Raw genomic sequence first — 22,688 nt, forward strand, 5'->3', positions numbered from 1 at the left:
TTCTATTTTCTTCTTTATTGGAAATATAGTCCAGCGTTATTTTAATAAACCTGGTGCAAGCTGAGTCATGCTATTCACTTTTATCTTACCTGGATTAAATTTGACTAATCTCATCGCATTTAAAATAACGAGGAGAACGCTAGCTTCGTGGATAAACATACCGGATGCCAAATGAACTGAACCAAACAAAACACCGACTAACAAGAGAAAAACAATCGTAACCGCAAAGTACGTATTTTGTTTGATATTTCGAATCGTTGCTTTTGCCAGCAAGTGGGCGTGTGCCAATTGCATTAACCGATCAGCCATTAATACTACATCCGCTGTTTCCATGGATACATCAGTCCCGCCTTCGCCCATAGCAAACCCGATGTCGGCTGTCGCGATAGCTGGTGCATCATTGATTCCATCACCTGCCATAGCAACAACATAACCCTCTTGCTTTAACTTTTTTACGTAATCAACTTTATCTTCCGGGAGAAGTTCAGCCAAATACTCATCTACACCTAGTTTGTTGGCCACAATTGCAGCCGTATAGCGGTTATCTCCAGTTAACATAACAATTTTATCGATACCGTTTTTTCTCAGTTCTGACAAGGCAGTTTTTGCGTCATCACGAATTTGGTCAGCAATGGAAAGGATTCCAGAAATTTCACCATCTATTGCAGCAAATATAGCCGTATTTCCAGCCTTTTCCCGGTCAACTGCATATGCTTCAACCTCTTCTGAAATGTTAATGGTTTCTAAGGACATGACCTGTCGGTTCCCAACAACCAAATCACGCTCTTCTAGGTTCACTCGAATGCCTTTCCCTTTAATGACCTCTCCCTCCACTGCGCCCTTATTAATGGATAAATCTCTTGCCAGAGCTTCCTTAACAATGGTTTTACCCAAATGATGCTCAGAAATGGTTTCAGCTTGGGCCACCAACTGAAGCAACTCATTCTCCTCCAGTTGACTAAATACCTTGATATCGGTCACTTCTGGTTTTCCTCTCGTTAATGTTCCCGTTTTATCAAACACAATGGCATTTACCTTGGATAATCGGTCCATCACTTCACCACCTTTAACAAGGGCGCCGTTCTTCGCACCGTTTCCAATCCCGGCGACACTTGAAACAGGAGCCCCTATGACCAAAGCCCCCGGGCAAGCAATCACTAAGAAAGTTATCGCCAATTTCAAATCTTTAGTAATTACAAAAGCAAGGATGGCCAGCAGCGCGATGACCGGTGTGTAAATATTGCCAAACTTATCAAGAAATTTCTCAGCCTTCGTTTTTGATTCTTGCGCTTCTTCAATAAGCTCCATTATCTTTGCAAAGGTAGTGTCATCCCCTACTTTTTCTGCCATCATTTCAATATAGCCAGTGTCAACAATTGTGCCGGTATACACAGCATCCGATAATTTCTTCGTTACTGGCACCGATTCACCTGTTAGAGCCGCTTCGTTTAAAGAAGCGTGACCAAATACGATACTTCCATCCACTGGTATCCTTCCTCCAGAACGAATGATCACCCGATCGCCCGTGACGACCTCTTCGATCGGGACGATATTCGTATCTCCGCCTCGAATTACCGTAGCCTCCTGTGGAGCCATGTCGATCAATTCTTTTAATGATGACCGCGTTTTTTCTAATGTTCGTGCCTCCAAATAAGCGCCAAACAGGAATAGAAAGGTAACGACTGCAGATTCTGTATATTCTTTCAGGTAAAGAGCGCCCAAAACTGCGAGACTTACCAATAATTCAATGCTAAACACTTTCATCCGCAAACTCTGCAAGGCTTTAAGAAAAATTGGGATACTTGCGATAACGGTTGCGAGTAAAAATGCAATTTTTCTAAACTCAATATCTCCAGGCAATCCTGTCAAAAATCCAACAACAATTAAAACGAATGAACATGCGGTAATTTTGTTTTTATTTTTGTTTATAAGCGTAACCATTTTCACGCCTCCTTCCTGACCTTTAAGAGATTAAGAGACTTTGGTTGAAATTACTTCGTATCCCAATTTATGAAACTTTTCCTCCAATTGGTTTGCATTTACCTCGGATTCATTAAATTCTGCTTTTACCTTGCTCATATTAAATATAACCTTGGCCATTCTGACACCGGGCGTTTTCTGAAGTGTGGTTTCGATTTTTTTAATACATGATGGACAAGTTAATGGTTCTAATTGGAATACCGCCTTTTTCATTTTCTTTTCCTCCTCGAATTGGTTATGCCTTTATTTTACTTAAGTTTTAAAGAAAAAAATTGATTAGGGACAAGTTTGGTTTTATATTTGCGAACAAACTCAGAGCCTTGAGTCAATGACTTTGAATGAGCTTTTCAGAAAATATTGCACACGCAGCCTCTAGTTCTTCGGTATACCAGCGGTCAATTTTCAAACCTTCAACTACTATTTCCCCACCTTGCGCTTGTATCGCTTCTTCCCAAATATCGACTGCTCTGGCAAAGTGAGGATAGGTGGAATCACCCGGGCCAAAAACTGCCGCCTGTTTACCATTTAAATCAAGCTTAGATAACTCTTCATAAAAATCGACCATTTCATCAGGCAGGTCACCATCTCCCCATGTATAACTGCCAATTAAAACTCTGTCGTACGATTGCAGGTCATGTGCGTAAGCTTCAAGGGCATCTTTAATTACTACTCTCTCCCCTGCCTCAGTGAGTTTTCCCCCAATCATCTCCGCCATTAATTCCGTTGTCCCTGCCATACTTGTATAAATGATAATTGTATCCATACACTCACCCCCAACATGAGTATTTGTCAAAATGAGTATATCTTTTAACGTATAAAAAGAAATTGACCACCATCAAATTCCACAAGAAAAAAGCTGCGAAAAGCCAAGGGGCCCATTCTAATGGTAAAAAAAGTCACCGAAACGATCTCCATGGTCCTGACCTAAACGGATGATGGTATGAAGCTTGTTTCCGTCATCTTCAATAAAGCCAACTACCCTGTTATTAGGATAGTTGGCTTCTTTAAGGGACGATGTCTAGTGTAAGTTTAACGAGTTTATTAAGAGAGTTGTTTGTAGTAATTTATTTTTATTTTTAAAAATATCAGTTATAATATGATTAAATATGGAATAATTTAAAAAAGACCGAACATGCAGTAACATGTCCGGTCCAGCAATAGACGGTTCCCTTTGCGGGGGTCGGCTTATTGGCGGGATAATCCACCTGAGCGCCTAACTCAAGGGTGGATTATTTTTTTCGGTTAAATGACAGAATGGTTACGATTAAACCTGCAAAACCAATCGCAAACATGAATGATTCATAAACTGTCATCCAGCACCACCCCCCTTTCTGTTTGGGAGTGTGCCGACCACCCTTGAAAAAACCTATTCTATTGTATCTAAATTATACCATTACCACACACCGATAGGAACATATGTTCACTTCGGATTCCACTAATATTTTTCAAAGTTCCCTATTTAATTTCCAATCTAGACAACTGCCTAACACTCCCGACAATCTTCGAATGAAAATATTCATCTTCAGCCCCTGGCACCACCCTAATCGCTCCCATGCCAAATTGCTCTTGGAATTCCAATTGAAAATACCTCATCTCCTCGGCCACTTCATCCGTTGTCGGTGTAAGAATATAAACCTCCTGAACGGCCCGTTCACCTGAGTCCCGCTTGAGAATACCATCGCGATATTTATGCATTTCACCCAGTGCCGTACCCAGATTATCCGGAACCCGATATTTCGGGTCAAACACGATCATGCCGTTTTCCCCTTCCAGAACAATATCTGGAATCATTTTTTGAGTAAATGTATGAAAAGTTGGTGAGTTGAATTGATAGGCCCGTTGGTAGTACAGGCTCACACCGCCCTGCAACTGAATTTTGCTTTCCTTATTCTCGGCCAGATTCAGAAAAATGCCATCCTTCGTCATCTGGTACAATCCACCCGTATCACGCACAAAATCCCCTTCCCTCAGAATCCTGACAACCTTCATAAAGCACCACATTTCATACAATTGAAACGTGTCTTTTAATGAAATCGGGTAATCAAAGCCAATGCCCTCACGGTTATGCTTATAAAGCTGATCAAACCATTGATACCACAAACGGTAAACGGGATGCTTACGAAATTTTTGCGTAATCGTATAAGGACCTTTGTTTGCTGTGACTTCATTCATAAAAGAACTGTTCAGCCAGCGCTGGACAATCCCTTTATACTTCAACGCTTTGCCCGCAATCTCTTCATGTTCAACCATTTCATACTTACGGAGGAGCCGATACAAATCCTGCAACTGCTGCTTTAGCACTTGATTTTCGTATAGATTTCGCGTTTCTAACGTCTTTACGTTCTGGACAGTACCCGGAATTTCATTACCTTGCCCCTGCAGATCCAACCACCTTAAAGTAACCTGCTCTGAATGCTGGACCTTTTCCCGTTTCATCATCATCGTATACTTGTCCAAACGGCGAAGCGGCTGCTTTTCAATTTTTGAAAAAATGTGCTTCAACTGATGAAAGGATTGATTCAGATAACTCCATTGTGTCCAAGTGATATCACGGTTTCGGCCTGATGTATTGACATGAGTCGCCAACCCGCTGAGCTGGAAGCAGCTATTCGCCTCCGACAGGATTTCTTCCAGCATCAGGTTGAACTGATCTTCCGTCAGTTTCCGAGCGTCTGGATAAACAAAGGTCTCAAATTCCTGACCGTTTAGACAAACATGAACGGAACCAGATTGAAATGGCGTTATAAATGTGGCAAAGCCTTTCCCCTCTTTTTGAAAAAATGGAACTGGAATACCCTGAAACCTCACATCGACTTGCGTACTATGAAAACGCAGCTTATATTCTGTCGCTTCTCTAAGATACGCACCGAAAAACGGAATCCAGCCTTGCTGTTTATCAAAAAGCTCAAGAAGATTAGCGCCAGAATTGGGTTGCACCATAATACTCTAACTCCTCTTTCATCCGTTTCACGTGCTGAAGTGAGATAGAAGCAGCACCTAGATTCATGGTCAGCCATACCTCCAAATTCACCAGCATATCAGAAATCCGCTCATCCCCTCGGACCTTTGTTAAAACTTTTTCAGAAATCACCCGATCCAATGCTTCCATTGCATCCAATTGATACTCTTCAGGAAGCTGACGATTGGCATATAGCTTTTGCAGCATTTCCCCCATCGAACGATAGCCAAAATGCAGCTCATAAAAGGATAACGTGCGATGCAATTCCCGTAAAATCGTAAACTCGTTCGCAAGCGCAACTTTCAGATCCTGGTCGACCCGTTCCCAATACGAATCAAAATCAACATCGGAAAGTGTCATGACAAAGGCTCGGTCCAAGACTTTATCTGAGATGGAATGGGTGGTTTCGTCGACATTAATGGTTCCCAACACATAGACATTCGGCGGAATCACCATTTTCTTCGGAATATCGGTAATCTGATCATCCTGATGCAGCGGAATTTCTTTTCTGGATTCAACCGCACTTAGGTAATCACTCAGATAATATTCCACACGAGCCAAGTTCATTTCATCTAATAAAATAAAATGAGGCTTATCCCTCTCTTTTAACGCATGCAGAAGAACCTGCAGAAACTCCGTTTTGACATAGCGTTTTTCAAAGGAACTATAATAACCGAACAGAGCAGTCGCATCAGTCCAGTCCGGACGTACCGGAATAATCGTAAAATACGGATTCTCACTCTCATATTCCAGACCATAAACGGCATTAGCATATAAGCGGCAAAGCTGGGTTTTCCCTGTTCCGGAAATCCCGCTTAACAGAACAAAATGCTTATCATCCAAAGCGGTCAGATTCAAATGTAAGTCACGAATAATGTCATTGGAAAACGTAAATTGACTGTTGGTAATCATGTTGATGATTTCGCTGAACGTAAAGTTCGGTTCCAAACCTGGTTCCGTATCGGGGTCGTCCTCTTCTCCATTCCCTCCAGTATCGGTATCAGACGGCAATTCCAGTTTTTCTTTAGCATGATGAAAGATTAGGGCAGCATCGATAAACGTTTTCTTGACCTTTTCGGTCCCTTCCACAAATGACTGCGTTTCATTATTGAAGCTTCCCACATAATAGGAACTTCCTTTAACCTCTATATGATGTTCACCTAACAATCGCATTGCATTGGCCATCACTTTCGTGTTCTCCTGGCTCTGTGACGCGAATACCTTGGTAATCCACCATTCTTTTGTGCCGTCCCCAATTATTTCTCTGGCACTTGTGAAAATATGATTATGGCCCTCCAGCTGGACGATAATCGTCTGAAGTGGCGAGTTCTTATCATGATAGTCAAGATAGCTGATATACCCCTTTGTTAGCATTTGCTCGCCATCATAAATATAAAAAGCCTGGCGTTTTCCCTGTTTTTGCTCCTCCAATGGCCCGATATCGACAGTATAAGGACGGCCCAGCAAACTGGTTTCCTTAATGTTTCGGGTTGCAGCCAAGAGCATTAGGGCATCATATGCTCTGTTTGAAACATCAATTTCTTCGTTATAAAAACTCCGGAATGGGCCAAGCTTTTCCCAAGCCGACACAAGCTGGGCAATCAGGGATTCCTCTTCCAAGTTCCCTTCCAACGGCAGGCTTGTTCCAATTTCAAAGTTAGGTCGTTTCCGTGGTTTAATGCAGCTTTTTACAAAAGGAACAAACTCCTCTTTTGGAATCACCGACTTTTCCTTCCAGCCCGTAAAAATAGAATAATCGGACGGAATCGCCTCCAGGACACCATGAATTTTATCGTTCCGAACCCACGCCCAAAACGGGATGAAATTCAGTTCAGAATGAATCATCAACATTCTACTGATCCCATCAAGTTCAAGGGTGAGGAAATTATACTCCTTGTCATCCACTTTCCGATTCAGTTTAATATAGTGTTTCCGGCCAATATCAGATTCCTTTTTCTTCTCGGCATACGTTGGATTACGGGCATCATGATAGGTAGTAGTAAGTGTCGTATCATAGCTTCTGATTATGTATTCATTCCCGAGCTGTATCCCGATTCTTTCAACAAATTGTTGAAAAATTGCTTTCACAACTGGTGAAATTTCGTCCAGCACCTTTCGGCAGCGAATTTCTGTGTTATCCTCGTTAAATAGTGATTGAAAGTATGTAAGGTTTAGCATTATTAGTTTCACCCGCTTAAAATAATTCATTGATAGTAATCTTAAACTTGTTCCGGCCTTTATGACAGGTGTCGAGGCGCTTTAAAAGAGCGCATTAGAAATAATTAAGATTTATTTATATTCTAGCAGAATTAGGAAAATTACATATACCAAATTTGGTGTAACTGAAGGAGAAGCTCTACCAAGTAGACACAATTTAGGGTCAGACCTGTAGCACGTTAAAACTTTTGTATGCTGAGAGGCTGACCCGCCGGCCTTTTATTCTAGTGCAACGTGTGAACTAGTAAATATATTTACTTTTACAATCATAAACGAATTACCGAATTTAGCTTAATTCGGTAATGCAGTCTAAGAATTCCGAAAAATATGATATTATTAATAGGGAGAAATTTTAACAATGGGGGAATTATCGGTGAACAAGCAAAAATTTATGGCACATATGGAGCAGGCTTATGATACAAGCGCCATCAAACCGGAAAGTATATTTATGTTCAATATGTTGCAGTTTGAGTTTGATTATGATGATGAGGCAAAAACATGTACCATTACGTGTCCGGTTACTGACATTATGTATAACCCGGCTGGGATCGTGCACGGCGGCATCTTTACCTTTCTCGCTGACACAGCGATGGGTCATTTAAACTTTCGGCTGAAGGACGTACCTTATGTATCGCTAGAATTGAAGACCTCTTTTTTTAAAGCAACGAAATCCGGAAAATTGATTGCAACGTCTCGTTATAAGAAGGATGGCTATAAAATTTCATTCATGGAAGCGGACGTCCGCAATGAAGAAGGCGAGTTATTGTGCACGACCTCGGGCACATTTTATCGATACGACAAGTAACCGAGGGTGACCAGGGGGATGGTTCTCTACTTTATTTTATTATTACTTCCTACATAACTACTTCAATCTACCATTTATTATTATCTTAGGCACCATCCAATAATTGGGTGGTGCCTATCTCACGATTAATTCCTTTTTGTTAAAATAAAAATAGAATGATTTTGCTTAAGCTATAGTGTCATCAGGCATCTAATTGCATAGCTTTTTTTATCGAAAGTAACAATACTTGTTTAATGGTTACAGCTTTATGCCATGCCACTTTTTCAAATGCTCAGCATGGGTGGATAAGTAAGAATGCGGGTCAAATAGTTTGTCATAATACTCCAAATCTAGATGATGCGACTGTAAGTACATTAATGAATAGACAGAAGGCACGGTTGCCGGAAATTTCCCGAATGTATCATACATGTATTGAGCCTGCAGGGCAATAATTTCTTTAAATTCTTCATCATGAACTTGTGCGTTGCTGCGCACGAACGACGGATTCTTCCAAATTCCCTTTGTTTCAGGATGAAATGGACCGTCCTTCCCAAATTTGCGTTCCACTAATGCTTCAACTGCATCTCTCATGGTCGGATAATGTGGAGGTGTATACGAAGTAAATACTCCTTCAAGTCCTGTTGGGTTAGGTATTGCCCAACGTTCATCTGTATCATAGCGGAAACCAAGACCGGGAACATCCGGATCACCACTGGCTCCTAAAACGGTTAAGCGATCAATTCCATCAAACATCCAACCGCCGAGCCCGATTGCTTGCTGCAATAACATTCCTGAGTATGTTGCTGTAGCCAATTCTGCAGATAGTTCAGCAAGCGAATATTGATCAAGGAAGCTAAGGGGAACCGGATTATCGACATCCACAATATGTCTGTATTTCTCTAAACCTGGGATTTTCCGTTTATTAATATCGTCATAGATCACTAGCCCATTCTGAACGTAGAAGCATAAATTTAACAGTGTATGCTGAGCTAAATCCCCTACTGGGAACACTAAGAAAGTACCAGGTTTATTGGCCACCCAAGAATTATGCCCCTCCATATAGGGCTCATAATTAGGAATATACAGGCGATCATCGGATAATTTCTCAATTCTTTTTTGATGTGATTGCAGTAATTCTTTTGTAGAAAGTTTTCCATTGTCTGAGCGTCCCACTTCTGGTGCAAAATCACGGGTACGGAAAATGTAGGTCCCTGTGTCATCCGTAAAAAATACTTCCGAAGTATGAAAGCCTGCTGCAGATGGATGGGTTCTGCCCGACGCTGATCCAGAATAATTGGATAGATACGGTTTATAACGATCATGTCTAGTAACTGAATGATGCCAACCCGTTACACCACTGACCCCCAATAATATTAGTAGTTTTTCTAAATTATTTAGCGGTACTGGTTCGTGTCTTGATTTATATGCAAGCGGTCCGTCAGGTATTTCTGCTCCAAGAAAAAATCGGCGGGAACGCCGTCCAAAAAGTGCTTCAAGAAGTGGGAATTCTGATAATTCTCTTAGTAAATCTTCATTTATGTCCGCCTCAGAAAGATCAAAACCACTTTGCTTTATTTTTGTCATCGTTACATATTCCTCCCTCATAATAAATTATTTTCTAATCATAATTTCTTCTTCTACCATCGTGTTGAAAAATGGGGTTTGTGTATGACACTTTTTCTTTTTTACCTTTGTCAGCACGGTTTCATTCTCTTTCCATCTGAAATAAATAATATAAAATGTGATTTTGTCTATTTCTCTATTATTCTGTCTATTTGAATTATAATTGAGATATACGTTGATTTAGAATTAACAATATTTAATATGGGGTATAAGTACCACTTATACCCTAAACTTTTCGCTGCTTTTATGTAACATCCCCCATCGGCAACCTGATTCCCTTAAATGATACGAAATTATTTCTCCTGCTTCCTTTATATCCTTACAAGGTTCTATATCCATATACTTCGTTACATTTATATCCGTGAAATGCCTAAAAACCTCTTCTGCATTTTCAAGGTTTAAAATTTTTAATTTAATTCTCTCCGTTTACAATGGAGGGAACTCAACAATTTTTGTATTCATGTCGATTGAACTAGCTCATTGTAATAGCTTCTCTAGCAAGATTGGATTCTGTAACAAAAATTACCTTTTAAGAACCTTCCCTAAATCAATTTATATAGTTTTGGTCGAAACTTCTTAAAATCTGCTCCAAATTAGAAATAAGACAGTAGATTTTGCCATTTTCCGGGGTTAATTTGGCACCAAATTAGAAATGAGTGGATTCGCTCAAATTAAAGAATCCCGCTATGGTAGAGATACCCGGGAATACAATGGCATAAGCGCGCTTTCCTGAAAGGACCTAGCGTTGGAAAGCTTTGAACAGTTAGCAGAACAATATCAGCCGATGATCCACAAGATCATTCACTCTCTTCATCTTTATACAGACCTGGAGGAATTTTACCAGCTTGGCCTCATTTCCTTATGGGAGGCCAGCCAACGATTCAATCCGGAAAAAGGGAATTTTACAAACTATGCATATTCATATATTAGAGGCAAGCTGCTTATGGAACTCAATAAAATGGCAAAAAGCAAGGAAAGAGATTTTTGTCCAGAGGAGGAATTTTGGGAGATGGCAGCTGACTGCCGGAAAGACTCCTCTTTAGAAAGAGAAATCTTGTTATCCTGTTTGGAAATGTTAACTCCGAATCAAGGGAAATGGCTTCAGTACACTCTCATTAATGACCTATCCGTCAGGGAAATGGCCGAACGGGAAAGTGTTACGGTATCGGCTGTAAAGCAATGGCGGGAAGGAGCGCGTAGGAGATTGAAGGGTTTAATCAGAAACTGAGCTGCATGGAAATGCCATAATAAAAAATCGTATAGAGAGAATCATCTTATCCATTATTGATATCCATTTATGTTCCACAAAATGGGTGATATTGAACTACTTTTGGATAAATAAAAGGGGACAATTTGTCCAAAATTACTTCCGTTTTGAAAAAAGAGGATAACATAACAAAAATTAATTAAAAAAAAATCCTCAAATCACTATTGGATTGGATCTGAGGATTTTTTCCCTTACGTTCAAAATGATAATGAAGCTGGTATTCACAAATAAAAAATTTCTTCATCTTCCTTTGCGATGTCAAAAGTAAACCTAAAGATATTATCATTGAAAGCCAATGGTATTCCTATTTCCAACGGTTGCCGATATCTATTGCAAAATCCTCATAGGGACGAATAGGAAGCATTTCCTCAATTTCAACATACTCTGATAATGGGAGCCCAGCCATAAAGGTTCGATCCAGTTCATCATGAGAGGAAGCATCATAAATAAGCACGACTTTTCTTTGTCCAGATATCTTATAGGCCCCGACGATTTTCTTTCGCTCAACTGCTTTAAGACAAAGTTTCGCTTCAGCCTCCCATTTCTCCCATAACTCATCCATAGAGAGATCCTTTTGAATAACAGCAGCTTTGATTAAAGATAACAAGATAAACGCCTCCTTTGCTTCACTTCAATTTTTTAAAATTATACTCTTTCTATGATCAGCGCCGTGCCTACTCCTGCTCCTCCGCTTATGGCAACAAGTCCGCGCTTCTGATTGCGTCTTTCCAATTCGTCCAACAGCGTACAAATGAGCATACCTCCCGTTGCCCCAAGCGCATGTCCCATTGCAATCACACCGCCGTTCGGGTTCAGCTGATCCCGGTCAAGACCAAAATCACGTTGAAACTTTAGTACCGTCGCAGCAAAAGCTTCATTAAACTCAAACAAATCAATATCCCCGATTGTTAATCCCGATTTCTTCAGAACCACTTCAGCTGCCTTTTGCCCGCCGCCTAATAAGAAAGGGTCATCCGCAACGCTAGCGGAAGCCACAATTCTGGCTCGCGGTGTTAAGCCCAGCTTTTTCCCTTTTTCTTCCGAACCAATGAGAATCAAAGAAGCTCCGTCGGCTAAGGAAGGAGAATTCCCGGCATGATGGACATGGGAAATTTCCTTCAATTGAGGGAATTGCAGTTTAATTCGGCTTTCCATTCCACTTATATGTTTTTCGGAAAACGATGGCTTTAAAGCCGTTAATTTTTCCATTGAAATATCAGGACGAACAAGTTCGTCCTTTTCCAAAAATTCTTGATGTTGTTGATCATAGATAGGGAGTAAAGAACGGTTGAAATAGCCCTGCTGATACGCATTCTCGGCGCGTTCATGCGATTCATAAGCATATTGGTCAAGCTCTTCGCGAGTAAATCCTGATAACGATGCCATAATATCAGCGGATACCCCCATATGGACATAATTTGTTTTATCCATCACTTCGGGAGCAGAAAACCACGATCCTTCATCAGAAAACATGGGAACTCTCGAGGAAGACTCCACGCCCCCTGCTATGACAAGCTCATCCATTTCTCCCTTCACTTTTGCAGCAGCAATCAGAACGGCATCTAAACCTGACGCACAATAGCGATTGACCGTCATGCCGGGAATGGTATTGGGCAAACCAGCAAACAGAGCTGCCACCTTAGCAATATTGGACCCTTGGTCGCGAACCTGTGTAACACAGCCTAAAACAATATCACTCACTTCTGATAAGCGCAGTTCGTTCCTGGATTCAAGCGCATGAAACAGTTGTGAAACGTAATGAATGGGATTCACTTCAAGCAATGAACCATTTTTCTTTGCTGCCCCGCGCGGTGTACGGATCGTATCATAAATATAAGCTTCCATCTTGCACACCCTCCTTTCTTAAACATAAAGCTCCTAATTAACTCGTTCACTCTTCACCATCTCCCGGAGCTGATTCTTCAAGATTTTCCCTACCGGATTTCGTGGCAACTGCTCCAATAGAACCAAGCGCTCTGGCAATTTATAGGATGCAATCTGTTTCTCCCGTAAAAATGCAACAAGTTCTTCCAGCTTGATTTCTACAGACTCTCTCGGAACGATGCAAACGCATACATTTTCACCCATAATCGGGTCCGGATAAGAGACGACAGCCACATCTTCCACCATTGGATGGCCTTGAAGCAATCCTTCCAGCTCCTCAGGTGATATCTTTAGTCCCCCGCGGTTGATTACATCCTTGACTCGTCCAACCACTCGATAATATTGATTTTGATCATTGGCAATCTCAAATAAATCCCCTGTACAAAAGTATCCGTCTTGATCAAATGACGTTTGATTCATTTCTTCTGAATTCCAATATCCAGAAAACAGACTGGCCCCTCTAATCCGCAGCTCACCAGGGTGAAGTGATTCTGTAATATCCTCCCCTGTCTCTAAATCTACAATCTTACTTTCAATCCTTTCAGAAATTCGGTTGTCCCAGTTGAACCCTTTGACTCCAAATCTCGGAAAATATTTCGCTCGCATTTCTGGACCGGGGATATCATTGGGACTGCTTAAAAATGCTGCCCCTTCGTTAGAGCCAAAGAAATTGATAATGTCCACGCCATACTTTTCCTTCCAGCCCGCAATCATCCATGCGGTCAAAGGAGCAGAGCCTGTTCCCACAGCCCTTAGTGAGGTAATATCCTTACCATTTAGCATGGCTTGATTTTTTAGCATCATATTTAGTAAGGCAGGTGGAATTAGTGTGTACGTAATCGTTTCCTGTTCAACCTGCTGAAGAAATGAGGGTAAATCGAAGGGATGATGCAGCACCAATTTCCCCCCTGACAATAACCACGGAATCAGCATCCCACCGATACCCGCCATATTCACCATCGGAAAGGTATTTAAAATGCGGTCATCTCCTGTTAGTTGAGCGGCATCTACTGTTCCATAAGCACTGATAAACCATTCATTATGGCTTCTTGGGACACCTTTTGGTTTCCCCTCTGTTCCAGATGTCCAGCAAATAGAGAATATATCATCTGCTGTTATTTCAATCGTATCACGATAGGCTTTCAATCTCGTAAACTCTGAATCCATCCCGTCTGTATGAATCGGAATCGCCCCTTCGGGAACATCATTCCCAAATACAAAAACATGTTGAACCGATGGGACTTGCTCTTTAATTTTGACATGCATGGCTGCATATTCACGTAGATTCATTTTCTCTATCGTAATCACTGCTTTTGCACCTAACATCTTCAACTGTTGGGAACATTCAAATTCACGATATTGAACCGGAAATGGACTGGAAATCGCCCCCACTCGCAAAACCGCCAAATAAGTAATAACAAGTTCCACGATATTAGGCAAATGTATCGCCACAATATCATCCTTCACAATGCCGTGTTCAAGGAGAATGTCCGCTAACCGACTCACCCTGTGATCCAATTCTTTATAGGTTAGCCTTTGCATCAGACCTCCACATAACGCCCCCCGGTTAATCGGATCGACAATGGCTTCCTTGTCCGGCCATTGTTCAACATGCTGAAGAAAATACTCCTCTATGGTGGCAGTTCCCCACCAGCCTTTTTCTACATACTCTTTTATTCGTTCATCTGATGAAAGAATCATATTTCTACCGTCCCCCTGCTATCAGGTGCAAATTTTGGAAGGCTTACTTTTCATTTCATTAGGAAAAGTAAGCCCTTTCTAAAAAAACAGGTCAAACTTTACCTCCCAACTTGAGCCTGTTACGTGAAAAGCTTTTCACCGTTAATCCACGTCGCATGGAAACCCATTGGGATATGCTGCGGGACAAGAAGTCTGGCAATCGGGCCAATCTCAAATTCCTTTGCATCCATAATAATCAGTTCCGATCGATTCTCCCGCTGATCATGAACATATGTCACCAAATAACCATCATCCTCAGCTTTGGCATTTATTTTCGGTGCATAGGCCCCCTCCGTACCATAACGGCCTTCTCCGAACATGTACTTCTTCGATTGCCCTGTCCATGTATCATATTTGACCAATCCGTCAAATTGTACCGTTTCCCCAGGACCAATATGAACATTATAGGAATAACGCGATTTCTGCCCCATATAATCAAGGTTAATTACCGGAAACTCTGTGTTCATGTCACATAGCTCGCCCTCTTTTACTTGCCCTGTTTTCAAATTAAAGCGCCAGTAATGAAGCTGGGCATCTATACGGAGAAAAGCCAGCATTCTTTCAATTGGACCGCCCCTTTTTGTACTTGAAGGAACAGGTTCTTTTACCCGGCATCCCGTTAAAACGATTTCGTCTCCTTCTTCCCAGGCATTAATCACATGGTAAATATAGCAAGGGCTTGCTTCAAACCAGCGAATGGACTCGGCTCCACCATAACGCGGAATAATGCCAAAACGGCTCGGCAATTCGCGGAAAAACTTGACACTGTATCTTCCTAATTTCGCTGATTCAGGGTCGTTAAATAACGGCAAATCCATCAGGATCGAGTAATTTTTCGTAATTGCCATATCATGCGGCAGTCGCGGACCCGGAAGCTCAACCGGTGCAACATGCATCAGCTCACCTGTTGCCGAAGCAACGCCATACATCATATACGGATACACATTACCATAATCGAAAAAAATAAACTCACCCGTAGCCTCATCCACTTTCGAATGGGCCGAAATATTGCACGTCAGACGGCCGCCAAAATCCTCTACTCCGATTGTCTCCAATGTTCTGGCATCGACTTTGTAGGGCTGGCCGGACCGATACCAAAGTGTCAGCAAATTATTGTTATGAAAGACGACATCCGTATTGGATGTATTTTTTTCTTTTTCAAAAAACGGATTTTGCTTTTTATCTTCCATTAATCCTGCCCATATGGCTTTTCCTTCGATCGCTTCATGCTGGAAGGCCTTTGTATGGATATAGCGGTTACGATAGCTGACTTTTCCATTTTCGAAATAAACGGCATGAAGCATTCCATCCCCATCGAACCAATGATAGCGGCCCTTAGGTTCATGTTTTGGATTAGGGCCGTTTCGCACATAGGCTCCGTAAAAATCGGTTGGAACCTTCCCCTCAAGGACCGTTAATTCATCTACATACATTTCATCCTTAATCGGAGCGTATAGACCATCGTGGAAATAGGGATTTTCATAGGTTTTTGTGTCAATCATCGTATAAATTCCTCCTTTTCCTTTTGTTCCGCTGGAATCCACTCATTTGGCTGCTGAAAATCTGAATAGGCCTTCCTGTATTGCTGTTCAAGCTCCTCAATGATTTCTTTTGCCGGTTGAGTTTTTGTAATCGTATCCACGCCGTGCCCAGCCGACCAGATGTCCCGCCATGCTTTTGTTTCTCCATGTGGATTGTCAAAGTTTATTGCTTTTTTAGTTGATAGATTATTAACATCATAGCCTGCTTTTTCAATGCTTTGCCGGAGCATATTAGCATGCACACCAGAAAATGCATTTGTCAAAATAATATCCTCGTGTGTGGCTTCGATGAGCATTTCCTTGTATTGATCATTGGCCATGCTCTCACTGGCTGCGATAAATTTGGTTCCTAAATACACGAGGTCTGCCCCTAATGTTTGGGCTGCCAAAATGCTTTTTCCCGTAGAAATTCCTCCGGCAAGTACAATGACTCCATCCCAAAATTCGCGAACAGCATCAACAAAGGCAAAGCCAGTAATAGATCCAGTATGTCCTCCAGCCCCGGCGCTGACTAGAACTAAACCATCCACACCAGCTTCAGCTGCTTTTTTGGCATATTTGACTGAATTCACATCCGCAAACACAAGCCCTCCGTAGGAATGAACAGTTTCAATAACAGGGATCGGACTCCCAAGTGCGGTAATGACAATCGGCGGTTTAAATTTTTTCAGTAAGGCAAGCTCCTGCTCGAGGCGTTTATAGCTTCGATGCGCGAGAATATTTGCTGCCCAGGGAGCCACTTTTTTGTCTAGATTTCTTTCTTTGTACTCCTTTAACTCCGTTGTCAATCGCGTCATCCATTCCTCAAGAATGTCGATGGTCCGGGCATTTGGGGCAGGGAAAGAACCAATGACCCCATTTTTGCAGCAGCTTAAGACAAGCTCCGGTCCCGATACTAAAAACATCGGGGCAGAAATAATCGGCAATACCGTGTTTTCGGTCATCCATTTTGGTAATCTTCGACTCATGGTCAATCACTCCTTTTCATTCATACTTTGCAGCCACTGGCATTAAACTACAACCTACACTATTTATTAATGCAAGTACCGTGCCAATAGTTTAAACACACGATGGATGATGAATATTTTATCAATCACTCTTTTTTGATGAATTTCTGAATCAATTGATGAATTTTTTATCAGAGGTCTTTAATGTATGAAAAATGGTTCAGACAGAGTTTGTACCCTGCCTGAACCTTTTTCTTATGCAAAATCATTAGATTTTAACTTTTGGCTCTTTTCTAAAACATTGTTGCTTTCTGCTACCTTCTTAAGGCTCATTCTAAAAAATAGAGGGAGAAATTCCCCTTATTTAGGAAAATGGATGTAAATTAGCTGAAATAGAAGGAGGAATTTCCCTTATTTGATTTTAAACCGCTAAAATCGGGAGCTTTTTATTGAATAACGGAAAAACCTTCGCTTATTTTTTACTAAATAAGCTCCATTTTGCAAATAACGGAAAAACTTCCGCTTATTTATTACTCTTCCAAGGGTGTCGACCCATAATCAAGCTTTTTCGCAGAGGGGAACCCGTTCCTAATTGAATAAACCACTGCTTTTCTTGCATAACAACAAAGTTTACGAAAACAGCCTAACTTTTTGAAGCTCTTCTAGTATCAAAGCCCTTAATTTGTATTTCTCAATTTTATTTGTCGGCGTTTTTGGCAAGTCCGGAACGATACGAATGTGCTTGGGCCACATAAACTTCGGCATTTCCTTTTTCGTCCATTCTTTTAGCTCTGTTTCGCTTAATTCATGTGTTTTTGGGACAACGTATACGACAATATCATCCTCGTCCCCTTCTTCAGCTGGAATCGGGAAGGCGGCACAAAGATCGACTTGGTCATGATGATTGATGAGATCTTCAACCTGGAAAGTTGATATATTTTCGCCTTTATGCCTAATCACATCTTTCATCCTGTCGACAAAATAATAGAATCCATTTGCGTCTTTATAGCCTAAATCCCCGGTGTGGAACCATAAATTTTGGAAAACCTCGGCCGTCGCTGCTGGATTATTAAAGTATTCTTTCACCATGATATGCGGAAACAGTGGACGATAGGCAATTTGTCCTTTCTCCCCACTGTCACATTCCTCATCATGTTCATTGAGGATGGCCACTTCTATAAAGGGAGTCGGAGTCCCCATGAAGCCTTTCGCAAATTCCTGATTGCCTTTTGGAAAAGAAAGGTTTAAACTTTTGGCTATTTCAGCAATTTCTTCTCTTGAATATCCCTTATAAAGTTCTGGAGGAGTGCCTTGTTCCTCTCCAAGTTCATCAATAACGACATTACACCCGCCTCCTGCTTCCGTCTGCCCATATCCCGTCTGGACAAAATGAATACCAAATCGTTTCGCAAATTCATGGTGAAATTTAGGAAGCGGCTGCATTTGTACTTTTTTCAAAGTATTATGACGGTCGTTGTCAGTCGGCTCTTGTTTCATTAACCACGGTATCATGACATCGGCAAGGATGGCATTTGTCGCTCCGCTAACCTCAATACGCCTCCAAAAATCACTCGGGCTGAATTTATCCCACATTGCAACCGTGCATCCGACAAAAGCGGCATTAACAACATTCCCAAATGCTGCACCAATATGATACATCGGCATATCACTGTAAAGGACATCTTCTTGATTATTAAACGAGCGTAAGACATACGTATAACTGTGAAGACAGCGATGGGATTGAACAACCCCTTTGGCAGGTCCAGTTGTACCAGACGTGTAAATAATGTTTGCTGTATCATAAAAATGAAGGTCGATATTTGGATTTTCACAATTTCCTGTTAGGAAATCCTGAAATGATAAACTTGGAAACTTACGGTCTAGTTCGATATTTTCATCTTGATAGTCATGCTCTTCCTTTTTTGGGTCATGAATCATGACAGGTAAAGCCGCTAGATTATCCTTTATGTCATTGATAATTCCTGCCATTTGTCTTTCAGTAATAAGCATTTTCGGCTGGGTACTATTAATCTGGTATGATAGCAGGCTGCCTTTATAATTAAAGTTTATCGGACAGTAAACAGCCCCAGCTTTCCAAATACCAAACATCGCAATCGTGGTGATGTAGGGATTTTTTAAAAATAGCGAAATACGGTCCCCTTTTTGAATACCTTTGTCCATTAAATGATGGGCAAAACTGTTTACCATTTCATTGAATACCTTATAGGTAATGGATCGATGATCTTCCCCGTAATAGATAAACGTTTTATCCTCTTTTTCTCTTGCCCATTTTTCAAGATTTTTGATAACGGACTCTTCATCAGTCCCTAATGTTTGTTTAAACAATTCCACTCCCATTACTGCTCCTCCATCTTGTAGAATGTCCATGCCAACTTTTTGAATTCGCTTACATGTTTTCCCTGAGAAAACTTCTACGTAAGGAAAAATTCGCTATGAAAGATTTGTACGTAAGGGTACTGTCTCTGGAGTTAATTCAAGAAGTACTCCATAAGCGTCTTTGGGATGCATAAAAGCTAATTCTATGTCGTCTGCTTCAAAATAGATACTATTTACGCGGAGCCCTTTTTCTCTTAACTCCGCTAGAGCCAGTTTAGGGTCTTGAAAAGTGAAACAGAGATGATGAAGGCCTTCTCCATGTTTTGAAATGTATCGTCCAATTACACTGTCTTCTGACATAGGCTCCATTAAGTAAAGACAGAAGTCCCCAATTTTGACCATACAATCCAAATATAACTCTTCCTCAACCGTCCCTTTACTTACTATTTCCCCTCCGAATGTATTGGCAAAAAAATCGGCTGCTTTATGCATATCTTTAACGGCAATCGCTACGTAAGGAACTTTCGACACTTTAGTGTTCATTCTATTTTCCTCCTCTCATTAATTTCCGGTAAAAACGGGCTCTCTTTTTTCTTTAAACGCACGAACCGCTTCTTCATGGTCCTTTGTTTGTGCTGCCCTTGGACAGTATACTTGCTCATAGATTAAGGATGTCTTGAGATCTCTTTCTAAACTGTGGTTAAGGAGTTTCTTAGCAATTCCAAGTGCTTTCGTAGGGGCTTGCGACAACTTTTTAACTTCCTTTTCCACCACCTGATTAAATTCTTCAAAACCCACAACACTGGAAATAAGGCCTAAGTTATAAGCCGCATGGGCATCAATCGTTCGACCAGAGAATACTAATTCTTTTGCTTTCGCTAATCCAATTAGACGTGGGAGAAAATGGGTCCCACCCATTTCCGGTGCCAAACCAACTTTTACAAAAGCTGCTGAAAATTTTGCCTGATCAGACGCAATAATAATATCCCCCGCCAAAGCTAGACTGAATCCGGCGCCAAAGGCGTAGCCATTGACAGCAGTAATAACAGGAACCTCTATATTGGCGATGTTGTAGAGAGCGCGACTAGCGAGTCTTAGCGCTTCCTGATTTTGCTCCTGCGTTGTGGTCTCCATTTCTTTCACGTCTCCACCCGCGCAAAAAGCTCTTCCTGCCCCAGTGATGACTAAAACTCTAATGTCGTTAATATCCTGAATAATGGATGCAGCCTGATCCAACTCTTTGATTAAAGCAAAATTTAATGCATTTAGACGGTTCGGTCTATTTAAAGTTAACCTAGCAATCCCGTCTTCCACATCCAAAGTAATTGTCTGGAACTCATATGCACTTGACAAGCTCAACTCCACCTTTCATGTATGTTTATATAGTTGTTATTTATACATTTGATTCGGAAGCCAGGTTACAATCTCAGGGAAAATAAATAATATAATCGTACCTAATGTAAATAATCCAACCATTGGCCAACACGCTTTAAACGTGTCGGAAATCTTTATGTCCGGAGCCACTCCTTTTAAAATAAACATCTGTATTCCAAAAGGCGGAGATAAATTCGCTGTTATAGCACTGATGATAAAAATAACGCCAAACCATACTAAGTCAATCCCCATGCTTTCAAAGATAGGCATGATAATAGGTGCCGTCATGAACAAAATCGGTACAGCATCAAGAGGTATACCTAGGATAAAATAGACAATGAGAACAACAATCAGAAACATCATAGGAGATAAATTCCAACCTTCTATTAAGCCTGACAGATATTCACCTACTCTAGTAAGGCTGACAATTTTTGCATAGGCTGAGGCGCCAATAACAAGCCAAAACAACATGGCACATAATCCAATTGTCATTTCAAACATATTTTTGATGTTGCTCCATGATAATTTTCGCTTGATTCCCGCACAAATTAAGGAACCTACAACTCCAACTGCAGCAGCTTCTGTCGGTGTAGCTACTCCCATGAAAATGGTGACCAAAACAGTGGCAATGACTGCCAATGGTAAAATAACACCTTTAAGGGCTACAAATTTCTCTTTCCACGTAAACCTTTCTGCCTTTGGGATAGCAGGGCCGAAGTCAGGTCGCACCCAACAAACGACTAAGCTGTATATGATGATAAGGACAGCCATCATGATTCCAGGAAGAATACCAGCCATAAACAACTGTCCAGGAGATACATCCGCAATGACAGCATAAATGATCATGACAATACTTGGGGGAATGAGAATTCCTAACCCGCTCCCTGCCAAGATTACGCCTTGTGTTAAAACATCATTATAACCGCGGCGAATCATTGAAGGACGTGCAATAGCTCCCAGAGCGGCTGTAGAAACCATTGTAGTCCCAACCATAGCAGAAAATAAGGTGGCAATGATTGTTGTCCCAACCGCTAGTCCTCCCCTGAGCCCCCCAAACCAACGGTAAAACGCTTCATACATCCCTTCTACCAAGTCGCTGTATCTTAAAATTCCGGCCATGAAGATATATAATGGTACAGCAGTAAATACAAATTGGCCTACATCACTATAGGCAGACAATACAAACCCAGTCAGACTAGTAGTTCCGCCCCATATGAAGAAGCCAACGATAATGGAAATGCCGGACATCGTAAAGGCAATGGGAATACCCATCATGATTCCGATCATCAGCGCTCCAAACATGATAAGTGCTATAACATAACCATCCACTTATTTGTCCTCCTCATATTTTCTGCCAGTAATAATTAAATAAATATCCTTATAAAAGGTTACCAATGCCTGCAGGCCAAGCAGGATTCCTCCGAATGGGACAATAAGAAACTTAATCCATAATGATATATTTAATCCTGATGTAGCAACCGTTCCTTGTTCAAATAATTTAAGGACATGACTCCCCCCCCACCAGACAAGGGGAATAACCGTAAGAAATATGAAAAGATGAGTGAATAGGTCCACGATACTTTTTCCTTTGTCGGAAAACTTTTCATAGAAAATATCAACTCGAACGTGTTCATTTTTTAATTGCGAATACCCTCCGCCAACAAACGCCATCACCACCGTCAGCCAAATCGATGTGTCAAACCCGAAACTAGTAGGTTTATGAAAGAAGTAGCGGGCAAGTACATCGTAGAAAATCATGAATGATAGAAAAACAATAATCACGCCAATCACAATATACATTTTTTCATTTATATAATTGATTGATCTGATTGTTTTTCTGATTGATTTGTTGACAACCTCCATCAATGTCCTGTTTTCTTTTGCTTGGATTATTTCACTCTCAACTTTCATCCTTAACCCACCCTTCATAAAAAACTGATGTTGCATTGTGTCGAATCTTATCTGACGTTACCTAATCCTAGATAGAAGAACACCAGTCATGATGTCCAAGCTAATGGGTGGACATCATGACTGG

The 22,688-nt window shown here is 41.1% G+C and carries 19 protein-coding genes; 3 read left to right on the forward strand and 16 right to left on the reverse strand.

The genetic code is table 11. The features are described 5' to 3' along the window. Positions 1-36: 36 nt before the first annotated feature. From ACFPA1_RS08495 to ACFPA1_RS08515, 5 genes are all read right to left on the reverse strand, one after another. Positions 37-1,941 carry a heavy metal translocating P-type ATPase gene (locus ACFPA1_RS08495; protein ID WP_378582045.1) on the reverse strand — a complete coding sequence of 635 codons (1,905 nt, stop codon included), beginning with the start codon at positions 1,939-1,941 and terminating at the stop codon, positions 37-39. A gap of 30 nt (positions 1,942-1,971) precedes the next feature. Beyond that, positions 1,972-2,193, reverse strand: coding sequence for a heavy-metal-associated domain-containing protein (locus ACFPA1_RS08500; RefSeq protein ID WP_213145839.1), 222 nt, complete (start codon positions 2,191-2,193; stop codon positions 1,972-1,974). Positions 2,194-2,305: 112 nt separating this feature from the next. Beyond that, complete coding sequence (locus tag ACFPA1_RS08505) at positions 2,306-2,743, reverse strand: flavodoxin (protein WP_213145838.1); 438 nt, start codon at positions 2,741-2,743, stop codon at positions 2,306-2,308. Positions 2,744-3,435: 692 nt separating this feature from the next. Then, complete coding sequence (locus ACFPA1_RS08510; RefSeq protein WP_378582046.1) at positions 3,436-4,920, reverse strand: DUF2357 domain-containing protein; 1,485 nt, start codon at positions 4,918-4,920, stop codon at positions 3,436-3,438. Further along, on the reverse strand, positions 4,895-7,117 hold the full coding sequence (locus tag ACFPA1_RS08515) for an McrB family protein (protein WP_378582047.1): 2,223 nt from the start codon (positions 7,115-7,117) through the stop codon (positions 4,895-4,897). Before ACFPA1_RS08515 ends, ACFPA1_RS08510 begins: the two co-directional genes overlap by 26 nt. 412 nt (positions 7,118-7,529) lie before the next feature. Here ACFPA1_RS08515 and ACFPA1_RS08520 point away from each other — a divergent pair, with 412 nt between their 5' ends. Then, a complete protein-coding gene (locus ACFPA1_RS08520) occupies positions 7,530-7,961 on the forward strand; it encodes a PaaI family thioesterase (protein WP_378582048.1) in 432 nt (143 codons plus the stop codon). 237 nt (positions 7,962-8,198) lie between these two features. On the opposite strand, the gene ACFPA1_RS08525 is transcribed toward ACFPA1_RS08520, so the two are convergent. After that, on the reverse strand, positions 8,199-9,524 hold the full coding sequence (locus tag ACFPA1_RS08525) for a hypothetical protein (RefSeq protein WP_213145834.1): 1,326 nt from the start codon (positions 9,522-9,524) through the stop codon (positions 8,199-8,201). Between the two features lie 784 nt (positions 9,525-10,308). On the opposite strand from ACFPA1_RS08525, the gene ACFPA1_RS08530 reads away from it, so the two are divergent. Next, positions 10,309-10,791, forward strand: coding sequence for a sigma-70 family RNA polymerase sigma factor (locus ACFPA1_RS08530; RefSeq protein ID WP_378582049.1), 483 nt, complete (start codon positions 10,309-10,311; stop codon positions 10,789-10,791). A 343-nt stretch (positions 10,792-11,134) separates the two neighbouring features. On the opposite strand, the gene ACFPA1_RS08535 is transcribed toward ACFPA1_RS08530, so the two are convergent. The 5 genes from ACFPA1_RS08535 to ACFPA1_RS08555 all read right to left on the reverse strand — a co-directional run bounded on the left by ACFPA1_RS08535 (position 11,135) and on the right by ACFPA1_RS08555 (position 16,963). Then, the gene (locus ACFPA1_RS08535) at positions 11,135-11,437 is read right to left on the reverse strand and encodes a muconolactone Delta-isomerase family protein (protein WP_378582050.1); all 303 of its coding nucleotides are present in this window, start codon (positions 11,435-11,437) and stop codon (positions 11,135-11,137) included. Between the two features lie 38 nt (positions 11,438-11,475). Beyond that, the gene (locus tag ACFPA1_RS08540) at positions 11,476-12,675 is read right to left on the reverse strand and encodes an acetyl-CoA C-acyltransferase (protein ID WP_378582051.1); all 1,200 of its coding nucleotides are present in this window, start codon (positions 12,673-12,675) and stop codon (positions 11,476-11,478) included. 33 nt (positions 12,676-12,708) lie between these two features. Then, entirely contained in the window at positions 12,709-14,415 is a 1,707-nt protein-coding gene (locus ACFPA1_RS08545; protein WP_378582052.1) for a class I adenylate-forming enzyme family protein, read from the reverse strand. 119 nt (positions 14,416-14,534) lie between these two features. Next, positions 14,535-15,956 carry a carotenoid oxygenase family protein gene (locus ACFPA1_RS08550; RefSeq protein WP_378582053.1) on the reverse strand — a complete coding sequence of 474 codons (1,422 nt, stop codon included), beginning with the start codon at positions 15,954-15,956 and terminating at the stop codon, positions 14,535-14,537. Next, positions 15,953-16,963, reverse strand: a complete 1,011-nt coding sequence (locus ACFPA1_RS08555) for an NAD(P)H-dependent flavin oxidoreductase (RefSeq protein ID WP_378582054.1) — start codon at positions 16,961-16,963, stop codon at positions 15,953-15,955. Before ACFPA1_RS08555 ends, ACFPA1_RS08550 begins: the two co-directional genes overlap by 4 nt. A 187-nt stretch (positions 16,964-17,150) precedes the next feature. On the opposite strand from ACFPA1_RS08555, the gene ACFPA1_RS08560 reads away from it, so the two are divergent. Continuing rightward, a complete protein-coding gene (locus ACFPA1_RS08560; RefSeq protein ID WP_378582055.1) occupies positions 17,151-17,324 on the forward strand; it encodes a hypothetical protein in 174 nt (57 codons plus the stop codon). A gap of 248 nt (positions 17,325-17,572) precedes the next feature. Here the strand turns inward: ACFPA1_RS08560 and ACFPA1_RS08565 are convergent, their stop codons facing one another. The 5 genes from ACFPA1_RS08565 to ACFPA1_RS08585 form a co-directional block, all read right to left on the reverse strand. Further along, complete coding sequence (locus ACFPA1_RS08565) at positions 17,573-19,300, reverse strand: AMP-binding protein (RefSeq protein WP_378582056.1); 1,728 nt, start codon at positions 19,298-19,300, stop codon at positions 17,573-17,575. A 93-nt stretch (positions 19,301-19,393) separates the two neighbouring features. Further along, a complete protein-coding gene (locus ACFPA1_RS08570) occupies positions 19,394-19,822 on the reverse strand; it encodes a VOC family protein (protein WP_213145825.1) in 429 nt (142 codons plus the stop codon). Between the two features lie 18 nt (positions 19,823-19,840). Continuing rightward, a complete protein-coding gene (locus tag ACFPA1_RS08575; RefSeq protein WP_378582057.1) occupies positions 19,841-20,632 on the reverse strand; it encodes an enoyl-CoA hydratase/isomerase family protein in 792 nt (263 codons plus the stop codon). 36 nt (positions 20,633-20,668) lie between these two features. Next, the gene (locus ACFPA1_RS08580; protein WP_213145823.1) at positions 20,669-21,982 is read right to left on the reverse strand and encodes a TRAP transporter large permease; all 1,314 of its coding nucleotides are present in this window, start codon (positions 21,980-21,982) and stop codon (positions 20,669-20,671) included. Then, positions 21,983-22,564, reverse strand: a complete 582-nt coding sequence (locus ACFPA1_RS08585; protein WP_378582058.1) for a TRAP transporter small permease subunit — start codon at positions 22,562-22,564, stop codon at positions 21,983-21,985. Positions 22,565-22,688 lie beyond the last annotated feature (124 nt).

The sequence above is a fragment of the Neobacillus sp. GCM10023253 genome (genome assembly GCF_042653105.1).
GTDB lineage: Bacteria > Bacillota > Bacilli > Bacillales > Cytobacillaceae > Neobacillus > Neobacillus citreus.

What these genes read in the sequence shown, in the direction of transcription:
- ACFPA1_RS08505 (WP_213145838.1), bottom strand. Translation starts at nt 2,743, where the DNA reads ATGGATACAATTATCATTTATACAAGTATGGCAGGGACAACGGAATTA.
- ACFPA1_RS08545 (WP_378582052.1), bottom strand. Translation starts at nt 14,415, where the DNA reads ATGATTCTTTCATCAGATGAACGAATAAAAGAGTATGTAGAAAAAGGC.
- ACFPA1_RS08495 (WP_378582045.1), bottom strand. Translation starts at nt 1,941, where the DNA reads ATGGTTACGCTTATAAACAAAAATAAAAACAAAATTACCGCATGTTCA.
- ACFPA1_RS08515 (WP_378582047.1), bottom strand. Translation starts at nt 7,117, where the DNA reads ATGCTAAACCTTACATACTTTCAATCACTATTTAACGAGGATAACACA.
- ACFPA1_RS08560 (WP_378582055.1), top strand. Translation starts at nt 17,151, where the DNA reads ATGAAAAATGGTTCAGACAGAGTTTGTACCCTGCCTGAACCTTTTTCT.
- ACFPA1_RS08585 (WP_378582058.1), bottom strand. Translation starts at nt 22,564, where the DNA reads ATGAAAGTTGAGAGTGAAATAATCCAAGCAAAAGAAAACAGGACATTG.
- ACFPA1_RS08540 (WP_378582051.1), bottom strand. Translation starts at nt 12,675, where the DNA reads ATGGAAGCTTATATTTATGATACGATCCGTACACCGCGCGGGGCAGCA.
- ACFPA1_RS08500 (WP_213145839.1), bottom strand. Translation starts at nt 2,193, where the DNA reads ATGAAAAAGGCGGTATTCCAATTAGAACCATTAACTTGTCCATCATGT.
- ACFPA1_RS08555 (WP_378582054.1), bottom strand. Translation starts at nt 16,963, where the DNA reads ATGAGTCGAAGATTACCAAAATGGATGACCGAAAACACGGTATTGCCG.
- ACFPA1_RS08565 (WP_378582056.1), bottom strand. Translation starts at nt 19,300, where the DNA reads ATGGGAGTGGAATTGTTTAAACAAACATTAGGGACTGATGAAGAGTCC.
- ACFPA1_RS08570 (WP_213145825.1), bottom strand. Translation starts at nt 19,822, where the DNA reads ATGAACACTAAAGTGTCGAAAGTTCCTTACGTAGCGATTGCCGTTAAA.
- ACFPA1_RS08550 (WP_378582053.1), bottom strand. Translation starts at nt 15,956, where the DNA reads ATGATTGACACAAAAACCTATGAAAATCCCTATTTCCACGATGGTCTA.
- ACFPA1_RS08525 (WP_213145834.1), bottom strand. Translation starts at nt 9,524, where the DNA reads ATGACAAAAATAAAGCAAAGTGGTTTTGATCTTTCTGAGGCGGACATA.
- ACFPA1_RS08510 (WP_378582046.1), bottom strand. Translation starts at nt 4,920, where the DNA reads ATGGTGCAACCCAATTCTGGCGCTAATCTTCTTGAGCTTTTTGATAAA.